Source organism: Rhizobium sp. G187 (genome assembly GCF_051549525.1).
Lineage (GTDB): Bacteria > Pseudomonadota > Alphaproteobacteria > Rhizobiales > Rhizobiaceae > Allorhizobium.
In genome coordinates this window covers 540,807-553,579 of record NZ_JBPUGM010000002.1, presented here as the reverse complement: position 1 = coordinate 553,579, position 12,773 = coordinate 540,807, and the positions used below count along the sequence as shown (strand labels likewise).

Sequence of the window (12,773 nt, the reverse complement as noted above, 5' to 3'; positions counted from 1 at the left end):
CTCCCTTGAGGAATTAACACTCATTCCGAGCAAGACTATGGTGCTATCAATTCTTGGTTGTGTCAACACGCAAAATGCAACCCTGCGATCACCGGCTCCTCCGGAGGGAGTGCGCAGAACGCAAAAAGGCCGGCGCAAGGCCGGCCTTCAGGCGGTGGATCGGATGGTTGGGATTATCGAACCGAAACCGGTACCTCGGTGGAGGTGCGCAGCGCATGGCTGTAGGGGCAGACGATATGGGCGGCAGCGACCAGCTTTTCAGCCAGTTCACGCTCCATGCCGGGGATTTCGACGGAGATCTTCACATCGATGCCGAAGCCGGTGCCATCTTCACGCGGGCCGATACCGACATCAGTGAAGACCTTGGCGTCTTCCGGAATCTTCACCTTTTCCTTGCCGGCCACGAACTTCAGAGCGCCAAGGAAGCAAGCGGAATAACCGACCGCAAAGAGCTGTTCCGGATTGGTGCCCGTTGCGCCATCGCCGCCGAGTTCCTTCGGGGTGGTCAACGTCACGTCGAGCACGCCGTTGTCAGTGGCGCCATGACCGGAGCGGCCACCGGTGGCATGAGCATGGGCGGTGTAGAGGATAGCCATTACGATTTCTCCTTGTTCGGTTCGCGATGGTCACTATATAGAGCACAATTGAATTGCGCGCAATTGTTTTTTGCGCATTGCAAATTGGCTCTGTTTTGACCACAGTCGAAACAATTCGGCCCTTTGAGAGGTTCCCTAGAGATGATGGATGATCTCGACCTGGAAAAAGAGCTCACGCTCGACCGACAACTCTGTTTCGCGCTCTACGGAGCCGCGCATGCCTTCACGCGTGCCTATAAGCCGCTGCTGGCGCCACTTGGCCTCACCTATCCACAATATGTGGCGATGATGGCGCTGTGGGAGCAGGACAATATTCCCGTCAAGGTGCTGGGCGAAAAAGTCGGACTTGATTCCGGCACGCTCTCGCCCCTGCTGAAGCGGCTGGAGCAGATCGGCTATGTGACGCGTTCGCGCGACGCCGCCGACGAACGGCAGGTGTTTATCGCGCTGACCGAAGCGGGACGATCTCTGAAGGCGGAGGCGCTGAAGGTCTTTGCTGCAATCGGCGAGTCGACCGGCTGCGATCTGGCCGAGTTGCAAGTGCTGCGCGACAGCCTGAAGCGGCTGAAGCAGCAGCTGGAATTCCTGCCCGAGCCGTGATGCACTTGGAGCATCGCATGCCTGGGCTCCGTGCAGAGATGAACGATCAATCGCCGGAGCTGGCCATTTCATACCTCGCTCTGACGAGCGGGCCATAATCGGCCAGCACACGCGCAATCTCGGTGTTATCGCCCGGTCTGAGCTCGTATTGCTCGTCAAACAGCCGGTCAAACTCGGCTTGCCACTCGGCGATCTTTCCTGCGTCCGGGGCGTCTTTCTTCTGCTCCTCGTGGATGCAGTGCGTGCAATGCGCCATCAGGAGACCGATGGTATCCTGCGCGACCTCAAACCGGATCAGCCGCTCCTGGTAGGTCAGTTCCGTGCCCATTTGCATTCCTTTCACGGGTTCATCCTCAGGGGTGGCGGAGCGTTGTCTTGCAGCGCCAGCCTGCCGCTTTCGGCCGTGCAGAGGTAAGCGCCAATTCAAGCGGGAAGTTGGCGATGCCTTGCATCTTTGCCACGGCCTCGCTCCCGCCATGATTGCAACGGACCAGACAGGGGCATATCTGGAGGACATCATGCTTTTAGCGAAACGCTCCCTTGCCGCCCTCTCGACTGTCTTGCTCATCGCGCTTGGCGCGCCGGCTGCAGCATCCGCGGCGGATATCGCCCAGACGGCCGAACAGATCGAGGCGCGGCTGAACCTGCGGATCGGCCTGGCGGTGATCGACACCGGTGGCGGGCCCGGCACGTTTCGCAAGGCCGACGAGCGCTTTGCCATGGCCAGCACTTTCAAGGCTTGGGCCTGTGCTGCCGCTCTTGATGGAGGCGATGCGGTGCTCGACCGGCAATCTGCGATCGCCCAGGAAGACCTGCAGGCTTATTCGCCTGTGACGGACAAGCTGGTGGGCGCGCGGCGCACGACCCGGGACTTTTGCGCCATGACGCTCCGGACCAGCGACAACACTGCGGCCAACAAGGTGCTGGAGGCGATTGGCGGCCCGACGGCGCTCACCGCCTTCCTGCGGGCGAATGGCGACGAGGTGACACGGCTCGACCGTTTCGAACCCGATCTCAACCAGGCGACACCCGGAGATCCGCGCGATACGACGACGCCGCGCGCCATGGCCGAGACGATGGAGAAGCTTGTGTTTGGCGATGCGCTGGCAGTACCGGCCGCACGGCAGCTGGAAGCATGGATGGCCGCCAATAGCGTGGCGGGCGGCATGTTGCGCGCCAGCCTGCCGAAGGATTGGGCCATTGCCGACCGGGGCGGCGCGGGCGGCCATGGCACGCGCGGGATCGTGGCTGTGATCCGGCCACCCGCCCGCGCACCGCTGGTGGTGGCAATCTATCTTGACGGGACACAGCATCCGCTGAAGGTTCGGGATGCGGCCATGGCGGAACTGGGGGCTGCGATCGTGGCGGCTTATTCCCGATGAGGCGCGGTGATCGTTCGATCTTGCGGATATCTCGAACGCGGAGCGCCCGCCTTGGCGCGCTGCTGACAGCCGCAACCGCCCTGCCCTTGTCCCTTCCGGCGATGGAGACCAAGGCGCAGGAGGCCGGCACCACGATCGGAGAGCGCTCCGAATGGCAGGTTGAAAAATGCGCGGTGTTCGCCGCAGCGCTTGACCGGATCCTCAAACGCATGGGTGAAGAGGGTGTGACACCGGCCTTCATCGCCAACAACCGCGCTTACATCGATAGCGGCTGTCTGTCGGATGTCGACGCCTGCCCGGAAACGGCCAAGGACATCGAGATCGCCAATGGGCTGACCATTGCGACGATGAATGCCGGGGCCGCCTCGAGTTTCAGCCCGTTCCGCTGCCGGCCGAAGGGCTGAGCGTCCGTCAGGGTTTTCCCTGACCGAGGCCAAGGCCGATGGCAACCGTCAGCAGGAGCGTTGCAATCAGGGCAATGATCAGGGCCGCCACGACGAGGAGCGATGCGCGGACAGGGCCGATGGCAAGATCGCGCATGAACCAGCGGATCTGGGCCTGGCCATACCAGAGCGTGGCCAGCACCATGGCCGCGATGCCCACGCCATCCCAGCGGTCCGTTTTCAGCATCAGCATGTCTAAGCCAAGCGTGGCGACCATGACGAAGGGCGCTGCGACATAACACTGGCTGAAGAAGGGCGGACGCAGGCTGTTGCGGGTCAGCCGCTGGCCTTTCTTGCCAAGGAGCGTGACCGCCATGACCAGCGGGAAGACGCTGAAGATGACGCCCCGGGCGATCAGGAGGTTGGCGGTGGAGGACAGTTCTCCGCCGAGTGCCTCGGGCTTCACCGCAAGGGGCATCAAGCCCGCAACAGACTGGGCGATCATCAGCGTAATCAGGAGGAAGAGCGGCGGGCTCAGCGTGTCTTCATACTGATCTTCCGGGTTGTCGCCGAGTTCGATATCGGCATAGCGCATCATCTGCAGCGGCCGGGAGAGCGTGCGCCAGAAGGTGACGGGATAGAAGACGAGCCAGGACACCAGCTCGTAAAGCAACTCCTCCAGCGACTTCAGGAGTTTCATGAAGTCCATGCCGCAACCTCTTCCGCATCCAGCTTTCAGGAACCGGCATAGCCGAAATCTGCCGGATGCGGGAGGGGCGTTTGGAGCGGATGTCGTCTTATCAGCCGAGCGCCCGGGCAAGCGCCATGTAGGCCGGGATACCGACGAGGAGATTGAAGGGGAAGGTGACGGCCAGCGCCATGGTCAGCGGCAGGCCGAGATTGACCTGCGGCAGCGCGAGACGGACAGCGGCGGGGGCGGCGATATAGCTGGCGCTGCCGGCGAGGATGCCGAGCGCTGCGGCAGAGCCCGGCTGGAGCCCAAGTGCCGTGCCGACGAGCACGCCGACCGTGCCATTGAGAAGCGCCATGCCGATGGCCGAAGCGACGAGCGCCGGTGTGAGGCTCCGCGACTTCAACAGCTGGCGGGTGGCGAGCAGGCCCATGTCGAGCAGGAAGAGACAGAGCATGCCACGGAAACCGCCTTCGAACAGCGGCGCAACCTGGCTGAAGCCCTGCTTTCCGACCAGGAAGCCAATGAGCAGGCTGCCGGACAGAAGGACGATGGAGCCATTGGTGAAGGCTTCGGTGAGCGGCGCCTTGGCACCGGCATGGGCCACCCCCTGCCCCTGCGACTGGCCCTGAGCCTGGATTTTTACCTCTGCTGCGTGGTGCGTGGCACCGGCGAGCGACCCGGATCTGGCAAGCCAGAGGCCGACCAGGATCGCCGGGGCCTCCATCAGCGCCATGACCGCCACCATATAGCCATCCGCCGGCAGGCCCGCCACTTTCAGGACTTCGATGCCGGTGACGAAGGTGACGACCGAGACCGAGCCATAATGGGCGGCAATCGCCCCGGCATTCAGCCGGTCCAGTCGACCGACGGCGCGCGCGATCCAGAAGGCCGGCAGCGGCAAAAGCAGGCTGAGCGCCAGGCCCGCAAGCCCGGCCGAGAGGAGGTCGGTGTTGTAACCCGACTCAGAGAGCTGGACACCGCCCTTCAGGCCGATGGCCGCCATCAGATAGAGCGCCACCGCCTTGCTGATGGCTTCGGGGATGACGAGATCGCTGCGGATCAGGGCCGCCAGCGCGCCAAGCACGAAGAAGAGGATCATGGGAGAGAAGAGTGTGTCCATCGGATATCCCCGCCGGATGGGTTGCGCCTTTTGCTGCAGTGCGGTCTAGCGTCCGATGGTCGTTCTGAAAAATTCATTGTCTGTAACAAAACGTTCTGTAAAATGGAAGGATGGCTGCGCTCAACTACAATCATCTGCGCTATTTCTGGGAGGTCGCCCGCGAGGGCAACCTGACGCGGGCGGCGACCCGGCTGGCGGTGTCGCAATCGGCACTGTCCACCCAGATCAAGACATTGGAAGAGAGGCTCGGCCATCCGCTGTTCGAGCGGCTTGGCCGGCAGCTGGTCCTGACCGAGGCGGGGCGGCTGACGCTTGATCATGCCAATGCGATCTTTGCCGTGGGTGAGGATCTGGTAGCGACGCTGAAGGCCGGGACGGGCCAGCGACGTCTCTTGAAGGTCGGCGCGCTGGCAACGCTTTCGCGCAACTTCCAGATCGAGTTCCTCCGGCCCTGTCTCGGGCGGCCGGATCTTGAAATCGTTCTCTCCTCCGGCAGCCTTGAGGAGCTTGAGGGCCGGTTGCGGCGGCTCGATCTCGACGTGGTGCTGTGCAACCAGCCGCCGCGCGGGCCAGAGGCGATCGGCATTGTCGCGCATCGGCTGGCGGAGCAGACGATCAGCCTGATGGCCGCACCGCAGCTGGGCTGTCAGGCATCTTCGCCGCGGGAAGCGCTGATTGCCCATCCGGTGATTCTGCCGACCGGCGAGACCAGCATCCGCGCCGAATTCGATGCGCTGTGTCGACGGATCGGGGTGACGCCGAGCATTGTTGCGGAAGTGGACGACATGGCGATGCTGAGGCTGATGGCGCGGGAGGCGATCGGGCTTGCGCCGCTGCCAGCCATTGTGGTGCGTGACGAATTGCAGGCGGGCACGCTTTCGGAAATCGTGCCGCTGGACGGGATCAGCGAGACCTTTTTCGCGCTCACCGTCGAGCGGCAATTCCCCAACCGCGTCGTCGACGAGCTGATCGCAGCAGCCGGGCAGCGGCGGGTCTGAGCGGCAGCGCGTCGCAGCCATCCAGGCGCCACCCCGCAGGATGCACGGCCGGTAAAAAAGGAGGAACCGATGGGGCGCGAGCGGGTTGTGCCTTGGCCCCACACGCAGAAGCAGCCCATCTCTCGGTGGCACCTGCGCTGCACTTAAGAGGAGACCTCCATGCAACTTCCCCAGAACACGATCGTCGCTGTTGCCGATGGCGAAAAGCTGAGCCTGTTCCAGAACGAGGGCAATGTGCTCAGCATCAAGCTGAAGGCGCTGCCGGCGGAAGAGATCGACAGCTCGAAGATCACCTCGGGCGCGCGCCATGTGAGCAGTGCGGCCAATCCCGACGATGCCCAGCAGGAAGAAGACGGCTTTAGCAGCGGCGTGACCGACATGCTGAACCGGCAGGTGCTGGAGGGCAAGATCAAGGATCTCGTCATCGTGGCGGCCCCGCGCACCCTCGGTGAAATGCGCAAGGGCTATCACAAGGCGCTGTCGGCCGTGCTGATCGGCGAGCTGGACAAGGACCTGACCGGGCACAGCGTGCAGGACATTGAAAAAGCGCTCGAAGCGGCCTGATGCGCAGCGCAGATGGATGAAATGACGAAGGCCCCGTCAGCGATGACGGGGCCTTTTCTCTGTATCGGGTCAAACGGCCGAGCGGTCCGGCAAAGTTGCCTTTACTGCTTGACGATGATCCGCGCCTTGGTCGGCACGCGTTCGTAGAGATCGATGATGTCCTGGTTCATCAGGCGCACGCAGCCGGAGGAAACGGCCTTGCCGATCGAATTCCATTCCGGATTGCCGTGCAGGCGATAAAGCGTGTCTTCACCATTGCGGAAGATGTAGAGCGCGCGCGCGCCGAGCGGGTTATCGATGCCGCCGGGCTTGCCGCCATTGCGCGACGAGTAGATTTCGAGCTCCGGCTGGCGGGCGATCATTTCGTCCGGCGGGGTCCACTTCGGCCACTTCTGACGCCACTGGATGACGCCGGCGCCGCCCCAGGCAAAGCCGTCACGGCCAATGCCGACGCCGTAGCGCATGGCGGTGCCGCCGGGTTCGACGAGGTAGAGGAAGCGGTTCGGCGTATCGACGACAACGGTGCCGGGCGCTTCGCCTGTGGGATCAACGACCTGCTGGCGATAGAAGCGCGGCGGGATCTTCCAGTATGGCACGGCCGGGATGACGATGCCGCCATCATAGACCTCGCCATACATGGCATCGAGTTCAGGGGTGCGGCCACCTTCAGACGGGGCCATTGGGGTTACCGGACCTTCAAGGCGCACGCCGGGAGGCAGCGGACGCTGGGACGTGGTGCAGCTCGCCAGAAGGCTGGCGGCACCGAGCCCCGTCAATGACAGAAGGGAGCGGCGGGTCAAGACATTCGAAGAGGACATGGAATTTCAGGTTTCCTGTAAGCATAGCAGCGGAACCTAAGACGCGTGGGAGGCGCGCTCTGTTCCGCGAATGATGCGATGCAAACAGGAAAGGTCTCGTTAATGCAACCGCACGCGCCCTTCACGTTTTAGAGAGAGGGCTGCGTCGCATTCGAGTGTCGCTATATGACAACAATGGGTGTCATTTCGGGCACACGTTCAAAGAGATCGATGACGTCCTGATTGAACATGCGCACGCAGCCGGACGACGTGGCCTTGCCGACGGACTGCCAGTCGGGCGTGCCGTGGACGCGGTAGAGCGTATCCTTGCCGTTCTGGTAGATATAGAGCGCGCGGGCGCCGAGCGGGTTGTTGAGACCGGCGACGAGGCCGCCGCGATCGGCAGCCACAGGGCGCAGCGACGGATTGCGCTCGACCATCTCGTCGGACGGTGTCCAGTGCGGCCACTTGGCCTTGCGATGGATGACGCCCCTGCCCGACCAGGCAAAACCGTCGCGGCCGAGGCCGACGCCATAGCGGATCGCCTTGCCGCCCTTCTGGACGAGGTAGAGGTAATTAGCCTTGGTATCGACCACGATGGTGCCGGGCGCTTCCGCTGTCTGGTAGTCGACATCCTGGCGGAGAATATCGGAACGGACGCGGTCAAGCGGAATGGCGGAGAGCGTGTGGCCCTCGTCGACCATCGAGCCGTAAATGACCTTGTGCAGCGGATTGCTGACCGGAAGGCCATAGGTCTGGTGGAACTGCGTCTGGTAGAGGCTGCGCTTGACGGGGGCCGCCTGATCAGCGGCCGGCGGCGTGCGGGCCGGATCGTACCAGACGGGGGCCACCTCATCCTGGAAGACCTCGATGTTCATCCGGCTCGTATCCTGGATCAGGATGCAGCCCGAAAGCGAGGCGAGAAGCCCCACGCCAAGACCAAGCCGGGCGAGCCGGATGGCGAGGGAACGCGGCGTCTTCGTTTCTGAAGAGCTCAACTGATAAGGCATACTGCACCGATTCACGCTGACATCGTTTGAGACACCGTGTCAGGCGCGGCTGGCGCGAAGCTTATGCTCACGGCGCCCGAAGCGCCTGCATGGCCGAAACGCAATCGGGCGCAAGCTGCGACTGGTGCGCCTTCAGGCATTGCAGGATGCGGCCTTCGCCGCGCTCGACATTGGCGCAGTGGCGCTTCATGTCCGGCCGGCAGGCGCGGGCGGCCGTGATGAGTTTGGCGCGGGTTTCCGGCGTCAGCGCCGGGCGCTCTTGAGCGGCGAAGACAAGCCCGGAGGCAAGTCCCGCCGACAAGGCGATGAGGATGAAGAGAAGTGCGGGGCGTGCGGATTTGAACGTCATGGGTCGGTTCCATCAAGGATGCGGGATCCCGCCTTTGACGACGGGCTCCCTGAGCAAAAAGGGATCAGCGATGCGCTTCGCCGTGAACGGTGACGGAGCCGCCATTCGAACCCTGATAGGTCTTGGTGCGTGAGCAGTTCTGACGGCCGGCATCGCAGGTGATGCTGCCAGTGGCCGAGAGACTGTTGCCACGTGGGCCGGTGCGGGTGGCGCTGCGGGTGCAGGTGCCGGATGCGCAGGCGCCCGAGGCGCTGAAGCTCGACGTGCCACGCGGCGAGGTTACCGTGCGGTTGCGGCTCCAGGCGGCTGCTTCGGAGACCATGGCGAAGCTCGCAAGGGCTGCAAGCACAAAGGCAGTCTTTCTCATCTCAATTTCCTCGTGATCAAAGCGGGCGGATCGGATTGGGGCGGAGCCGATCCGGACGATCATCGCGTCGTCGAGGCCAAGAATGGGCGGCGGGCTTTTCCCGCTTATGAACGGTTTGTAGCATTTTGTATCAAGCGCCTGAGCCTGCTTGATTTTGTGCCCCTGGATGATCATCCTCAAGGTCATGACACACCAGATGCCGTCCATTCTTCTCGTCGATGATGATGCCGATATCCGCGACCTCGTATCAGCGTTGCTGGCCCGCGAAGGCTATGCCGTGACCGGGGCCGAGAATGGCGTCGCGATGGACCGGGCACTGACCCGGGGGCTGCCGGATCTCGTCATTCTCGATCTGATGATGCCGGGCGAGGACGGGCTGTCGATCTGCCGGAGGCTGCGGGCCTCCTCGACCGTGCCGATCCTGATGCTGACGGCGAAGAGCGACGAGATGGACAGGGTGGTGGGGCTGGAACTCGGGGCCGATGATTATCTGAGCAAGCCTTTCGGCCCGCGTGAACTGCTGGCGCGGGTGCGGGCGTTGCTGCGACGGGCCGGCATGGCGGAGGCGGCCCGCACGCCGCCTGCCCGGCGCTTCGTCTTTGATCGCTTCCAGATCGACCTCGATGCCCGCATGGTCAGCCATGATGACCAGCCGGCGGGGCTGACCAGCGCCGAATTCGACCTGCTCGCCTGTTTCGTCGAGCGCCCGCGCCGGGTGCTCTCGCGAGACCAGATCCTCGACTACACCCATGGCCGCAGCGCCGATCCGCTCGACCGGACCGTCGATATCCTGGTGTCGCGCCTGCGCCGCAAGCTTGAGACCTTAAGCCCCGGCAGCAACCTGATCAGCACGGTGCGCAATGGCGGCTATCTACTGACATGCAGCGTCCGGCAGGCCCCGTGATGGGCCGCCTCGGACTTTCCGCACGGATCGCGGCCATCGGCATCTGCGCGCTGCTGGTGTTGTGGCTGACCATTCTTTCGGCGCTTTATCGCAATCGGGCCGAGACAGAAACCGCGCCGGATCCCGCCCGTCTTGCCGCACTCGCGACCCTGCTTGATGGCGCGCCGGATGCGGCGCGAGAAACGGTGCTGGCTGCCGCCGGCTCGCCGACCCTATCGCTCTCGCTGGTCGATGCGGCGACCTTGGCGCCTTTGGCGACGGAAGACGACCTTAGCCTGCGGCCGGAATTTGCGGCCTATCATGCCGCGCTCGGCGATCGGCTCTTGAGCATCCGGACGGATGCCTCAGCGCTGCGCCGCAAGGCGCTGGCGCGGCGCGTCGGGACTGTTGCCGTACCATTGGAATTTCAGATCCGGATCGACGCGGCGACCGTGCTGGTGGCGCTCAGCCGCCCGCCTTATGCCGCCAATCTCTTCGGCATGCCGGTCGGGCTCGGGGCGGGTTTTCTTGGCACGCTGATTGCGCTTCTGATCCTGATCCTCGTGCAGATCGAGATCCGCCCGCTGACGCGGCTTGCCCAGGCGGCCGACCGGATGGATCTCTCCGGCCCGCCAATCCCGCTGCCCTCGGTCAAGGGCCGGACACCCGATGTGCGGGCGCTGATCGAGGCCTTCGGGCGGATGCAGGCGCGGCTGCAGGTGCTGATGGCGAGCCGGTTGACGCTGATTTCCGGCGTGCAGCACGACGTGCGCAGTTTTGCCACGCGGCTGAGGCTCAGGGTCGAGGCGATCCCGGGCGAGCGCGACCGCGAGCGGGCGATCAAGGATATCGAGGACATGATCCGGCTGCTGGACGATGCGCTTTTGAGCGCCCGCGCCGGCCATGGCAGTTTGGATCGGGAGCTGCTCGACCTTGGCGACTGGCTGAAGACCGATGTCGCCGACCTCCAGCGCGCCGGCCTGGCGGTGACGCTTGCCGATCCGGGTGCGGCCGAGGTTCCGGTGCTGGCGGATCGGCTGGCGCTGGCCCGCATCCTCGCCAATCTGGTCGAGAACGCGGTCAAATATGGCGACCGCGCCGAGGTGCGCCTGATGCGCCGAGGCGAGACGGCGGTGATTGCCGTCCGCGACCACGGCCCCGGCATTGCACCCGACCAGCGGCTCATGCTGCTGGAGCCGTTTACCCGCGGCGAACCCTCGCGGGCCCGCCAGACCGGCGGCGCGGGGCTCGGGCTTTCCATCGTCAAGGCCCTGGTCGAGGCGCATGACGGCGAGGTGGAGATCGCCGCCGCCGACGGTGGCGGCGCCGAGATCCTTGTTACTCTGCCCGTGTTTCAGCCTTGAGGGCCGGACGTTCCTCGGCCCGCGGCAGGCGGATATTGGGCAGGAAGAGTGCTGCGATGAGGCCGATCAACATGAAGCCCGATGCTGTCATGAACAGCGGCACGAAAGCATCCGAATAGGCTTGTGCGACAAGGGCCTGCGACGCCTCTGGCAGCGCGGCGAGGATCTGCGGGGTCAGCTCGCGGAAATCCACGCCGTCCGGCAGGGCAATCGAGACATGGGCGAGGCCTGAGGAGACGATGGCGCCGTAGATGGAGATCGCAATCGCCGCACCGCCCATGCGGGTCAGCGTCACCGTGCCGGTGGCGGCCCCGACGTCGCGCTTGGCGGCCGCATTCTGCACGCCGATGACCGGGACCTGCTGCCCAATGCCGATGCCGAAGCCCTGCAGCAGCATGACGAGCGCAAGGACGACGAGCGGCGTTCCGGCATGCAGGAAGGAGAAGATGCCGAGGCTTGTGACGCCAAGTGCCGTGGAGGCGATGGAGAAGGGCTTGTAGTAACCGGTCTTTGCAATGACCCGGCCGGCGGCAATGGAGCCGATGGCGATGCCGCCTGTCGTGGCGATGAAGAGCAGGCCGGCCATGGAAGGCGACAGGCCGGTCGTGGTTTGCAGGAAGAGCGCGATGTAATTGACCGAACCGATGCCGATGGCGCCCGAGACGATGGAGATGATCAGAAGCAGGCTGATGGTCGGCTTGGCAAAGAGCGACAGCGGCACGACGGGTTCGGGTGCGCGGCGTTCGACCAGCACCCAGCCGACAGCGCAGAGGATGCCAAAGGCGACGACGCCGAGGCTTTTCCAGGCGATGAGCGAGCCGAAGATCTGGCCGCTATCGGCCCAGAAGACGATGGAGGCAACGGCACCGGCCAAAAGCAGCGCGCCGGCATAATCGATCTCAGGGCGGCGATCCGGCTTGCGATAGGGCAGAAGCAGGCCAAGACCGAGCAGGACCGCAATGCCGATCGGCAGGTTGACGAGGAAGATCGAGCGCCAGCCGAAGAGATCCGACAAAGTGCCGCCCAGCACCGGACCAAGCGCGCCGGAGGCCATCAGCACCAGGCTCGAATAGCTCTGGTAGCGGGCGCGTTCGCGCGGGGCGAAGAGATCGGCATTGATCGAGAAGATCGAGACCATGATGCCACCGCCGCCGAGCGCCTGCAGCACGCGGGCTGCAATCAGGGTTTCCATGGAAACAGCCAGGCCGCAGATAAGGGAGCCCACGGTGAAGATCGCAATCGCCGCCATGATCACATATTTGCGGCCGAAGAGATCACCAAGCTTGCCGTAAAGCGGCATGACCGTGCTGGTGGTCAGCAGATAGGCCGAACCGACCCAGCCGAAGAGTTCAAGCTTGCCGAACTCCCCGACAATGGTCGGCAGCGCCGTCGAGACGATCTGGTTGTCCAGCGTCGCCATGAACATGGCCGACATCAGCAGAAGATAGACGAAAAGGCGCAGCCTCGGATCGGTGACCAGCGGGGCCGGCTCCACGGGCTTTGCGGCGATAGCTCCGGGATGGGGCTCAAAACGGGGTTCGGGGCCGGCTGGCGCGGCGCTGTGGGGCTTGCTCATGGATCGGGGGCTCCTGTGTGCCGCCAAAATGTGCCCCTTACATTTATATGTCAATAGCACACATTTGCTGACAGCATACATTCCCCTTGC

Annotated in this window: 16 protein-coding genes; 7 read left to right on the top strand and 9 right to left on the bottom strand. The window is 64.0% G+C overall.

All coding sequences use genetic code 11. From position 1 onward, the window contains the following. Positions 1-173 precede the first annotated feature (173 nt). A complete protein-coding gene (locus tag ACSV9I_RS07475) occupies positions 174-596 on the bottom strand; it encodes an organic hydroperoxide resistance protein (protein WP_054156743.1) in 423 nt (140 codons plus the stop codon). 144 nt (positions 597-740) lie between these two features. Here ACSV9I_RS07475 and ACSV9I_RS07470 point away from each other — a divergent pair, with 144 nt between their 5' ends. After that, positions 741-1,196, top strand: a complete 456-nt coding sequence (locus tag ACSV9I_RS07470) for a MarR family winged helix-turn-helix transcriptional regulator (protein ID WP_054156821.1) — start codon at positions 741-743, stop codon at positions 1,194-1,196. Between the two features lie 46 nt (positions 1,197-1,242). Here ACSV9I_RS07470 and ACSV9I_RS07465 read toward each other — a convergent pair whose 3' ends face one another. Further along, on the bottom strand, positions 1,243-1,524 hold the full coding sequence (locus tag ACSV9I_RS07465; RefSeq protein ID WP_438328157.1) for a hypothetical protein: 282 nt from the start codon (positions 1,522-1,524) through the stop codon (positions 1,243-1,245). 190 nt (positions 1,525-1,714) lie between these two features. Here ACSV9I_RS07465 and bla point away from each other — a divergent pair, with 190 nt between their 5' ends. After that, complete coding sequence (gene bla / locus ACSV9I_RS07460) at positions 1,715-2,578, top strand: class A beta-lactamase (protein ID WP_438328156.1); 864 nt, start codon at positions 1,715-1,717, stop codon at positions 2,576-2,578. 20 nt (positions 2,579-2,598) lie between these two features. After that, positions 2,599-2,982, top strand: a complete 384-nt coding sequence (locus ACSV9I_RS07455) for a hypothetical protein (protein ID WP_438328155.1) — start codon at positions 2,599-2,601, stop codon at positions 2,980-2,982. Positions 2,983-2,989: 7 nt separating this feature from the next. On the opposite strand, the gene ACSV9I_RS07450 is transcribed toward ACSV9I_RS07455, so the two are convergent. Together ACSV9I_RS07450 and ACSV9I_RS07445 are read right to left on the bottom strand one after the other, a co-directional pair. Continuing rightward, complete coding sequence (locus ACSV9I_RS07450) at positions 2,990-3,670, bottom strand: permease (protein WP_438328153.1); 681 nt, start codon at positions 3,668-3,670, stop codon at positions 2,990-2,992. Between the two features lie 91 nt (positions 3,671-3,761). Continuing rightward, a complete protein-coding gene (locus ACSV9I_RS07445) occupies positions 3,762-4,775 on the bottom strand; it encodes a sodium-dependent bicarbonate transport family permease (RefSeq protein WP_054156739.1) in 1,014 nt (337 codons plus the stop codon). A 110-nt stretch (positions 4,776-4,885) separates the two neighbouring features. Between ACSV9I_RS07445 and ACSV9I_RS07440 the strand changes: the two genes are divergently transcribed. Together ACSV9I_RS07440 and ACSV9I_RS07435 are read left to right on the top strand one after the other, a co-directional pair. Beyond that, complete coding sequence (locus ACSV9I_RS07440; RefSeq protein ID WP_438328152.1) at positions 4,886-5,773, top strand: LysR family transcriptional regulator; 888 nt, start codon at positions 4,886-4,888, stop codon at positions 5,771-5,773. 159 nt (positions 5,774-5,932) lie between these two features. Continuing rightward, positions 5,933-6,337, top strand: a complete 405-nt coding sequence (locus ACSV9I_RS07435) for a host attachment family protein (RefSeq protein ID WP_438328150.1) — start codon at positions 5,933-5,935, stop codon at positions 6,335-6,337. Positions 6,338-6,438: 101 nt separating this feature from the next. Here the strand turns inward: ACSV9I_RS07435 and ACSV9I_RS07430 are convergent, their stop codons facing one another. The 4 genes from ACSV9I_RS07430 to ACSV9I_RS07415 form a co-directional block, all read right to left on the bottom strand. Beyond that, positions 6,439-7,155 (bottom strand): L,D-transpeptidase, encoded by a 717-nt coding sequence (locus ACSV9I_RS07430; protein WP_054156736.1) that lies wholly within the window; start codon positions 7,153-7,155, stop codon positions 6,439-6,441. Between the two features lie 161 nt (positions 7,156-7,316). Further along, complete coding sequence (locus ACSV9I_RS07425; protein WP_438328539.1) at positions 7,317-8,012, bottom strand: L,D-transpeptidase; 696 nt, start codon at positions 8,010-8,012, stop codon at positions 7,317-7,319. 199 nt (positions 8,013-8,211) lie between these two features. Then, on the bottom strand, positions 8,212-8,493 hold the full coding sequence (locus tag ACSV9I_RS07420) for a cysteine rich repeat-containing protein (RefSeq protein WP_438328149.1): 282 nt from the start codon (positions 8,491-8,493) through the stop codon (positions 8,212-8,214). Between the two features lie 64 nt (positions 8,494-8,557). Continuing rightward, complete coding sequence (locus ACSV9I_RS07415) at positions 8,558-8,860, bottom strand: hypothetical protein (protein WP_082352390.1); 303 nt, start codon at positions 8,858-8,860, stop codon at positions 8,558-8,560. 196 nt (positions 8,861-9,056) lie between these two features. On the opposite strand from ACSV9I_RS07415, the gene ACSV9I_RS07410 reads away from it, so the two are divergent. Both ACSV9I_RS07410 and ACSV9I_RS07405 read left to right on the top strand, forming a co-directional pair. Continuing rightward, entirely contained in the window at positions 9,057-9,764 is a 708-nt protein-coding gene (locus tag ACSV9I_RS07410; protein ID WP_438328148.1) for a response regulator, read from the top strand. Then, positions 9,740-11,107 carry a sensor histidine kinase gene (locus ACSV9I_RS07405; RefSeq protein WP_438328147.1) on the top strand — a complete coding sequence of 456 codons (1,368 nt, stop codon included), beginning with the start codon at positions 9,740-9,742 and terminating at the stop codon, positions 11,105-11,107. Before ACSV9I_RS07410 ends, ACSV9I_RS07405 begins: the two co-directional genes overlap by 25 nt. On the opposite strand, the gene ACSV9I_RS07400 is transcribed toward ACSV9I_RS07405, so the two are convergent. Continuing rightward, positions 11,082-12,683 (bottom strand): MDR family MFS transporter, encoded by a 1,602-nt coding sequence (locus tag ACSV9I_RS07400; protein ID WP_438328146.1) that lies wholly within the window; start codon positions 12,681-12,683, stop codon positions 11,082-11,084. The genes ACSV9I_RS07405 and ACSV9I_RS07400 overlap by 26 nt on opposite strands. Positions 12,684-12,773 lie beyond the last annotated feature (90 nt).

Bases quoted from the DNA above. Each gene is read 5' to 3' on its own strand.
- ACSV9I_RS07475 (WP_054156743.1), bottom strand. From the start codon at position 596: ATGGCTATCCTCTACACCGCCCATGCTCATGCCACCGGTGGCCGCTCC.
- ACSV9I_RS07470 (WP_054156821.1), top strand. From the start codon at position 741: ATGGATGATCTCGACCTGGAAAAAGAGCTCACGCTCGACCGACAACTC.
- ACSV9I_RS07465 (WP_438328157.1), bottom strand. From the start codon at position 1,524: ATGGGCACGGAACTGACCTACCAGGAGCGGCTGATCCGGTTTGAGGTC.
- bla (WP_438328156.1), top strand. From the start codon at position 1,715: ATGCTTTTAGCGAAACGCTCCCTTGCCGCCCTCTCGACTGTCTTGCTC.
- ACSV9I_RS07450 (WP_438328153.1), bottom strand. From the start codon at position 3,670: ATGGACTTCATGAAACTCCTGAAGTCGCTGGAGGAGTTGCTTTACGAG.
- ACSV9I_RS07445 (WP_054156739.1), bottom strand. From the start codon at position 4,775: ATGGACACACTCTTCTCTCCCATGATCCTCTTCTTCGTGCTTGGCGCG.
- ACSV9I_RS07440 (WP_438328152.1), top strand. From the start codon at position 4,886: ATGGCTGCGCTCAACTACAATCATCTGCGCTATTTCTGGGAGGTCGCC.
- ACSV9I_RS07435 (WP_438328150.1), top strand. From the start codon at position 5,933: ATGCAACTTCCCCAGAACACGATCGTCGCTGTTGCCGATGGCGAAAAG.
- ACSV9I_RS07430 (WP_054156736.1), bottom strand. From the start codon at position 7,155: ATGTCCTCTTCGAATGTCTTGACCCGCCGCTCCCTTCTGTCATTGACG.
- ACSV9I_RS07425 (WP_438328539.1), bottom strand. From the start codon at position 8,012: ATGAACATCGAGGTCTTCCAGGATGAGGTGGCCCCCGTCTGGTACGAT.
- ACSV9I_RS07420 (WP_438328149.1), bottom strand. From the start codon at position 8,493: ATGACGTTCAAATCCGCACGCCCCGCACTTCTCTTCATCCTCATCGCC.
- ACSV9I_RS07415 (WP_082352390.1), bottom strand. From the start codon at position 8,860: ATGAGAAAGACTGCCTTTGTGCTTGCAGCCCTTGCGAGCTTCGCCATG.
- ACSV9I_RS07410 (WP_438328148.1), top strand. From the start codon at position 9,057: ATGCCGTCCATTCTTCTCGTCGATGATGATGCCGATATCCGCGACCTC.
- ACSV9I_RS07405 (WP_438328147.1), top strand. From the start codon at position 9,740: ATGCAGCGTCCGGCAGGCCCCGTGATGGGCCGCCTCGGACTTTCCGCA.
- ACSV9I_RS07400 (WP_438328146.1), bottom strand. From the start codon at position 12,683: ATGAGCAAGCCCCACAGCGCCGCGCCAGCCGGCCCCGAACCCCGTTTT.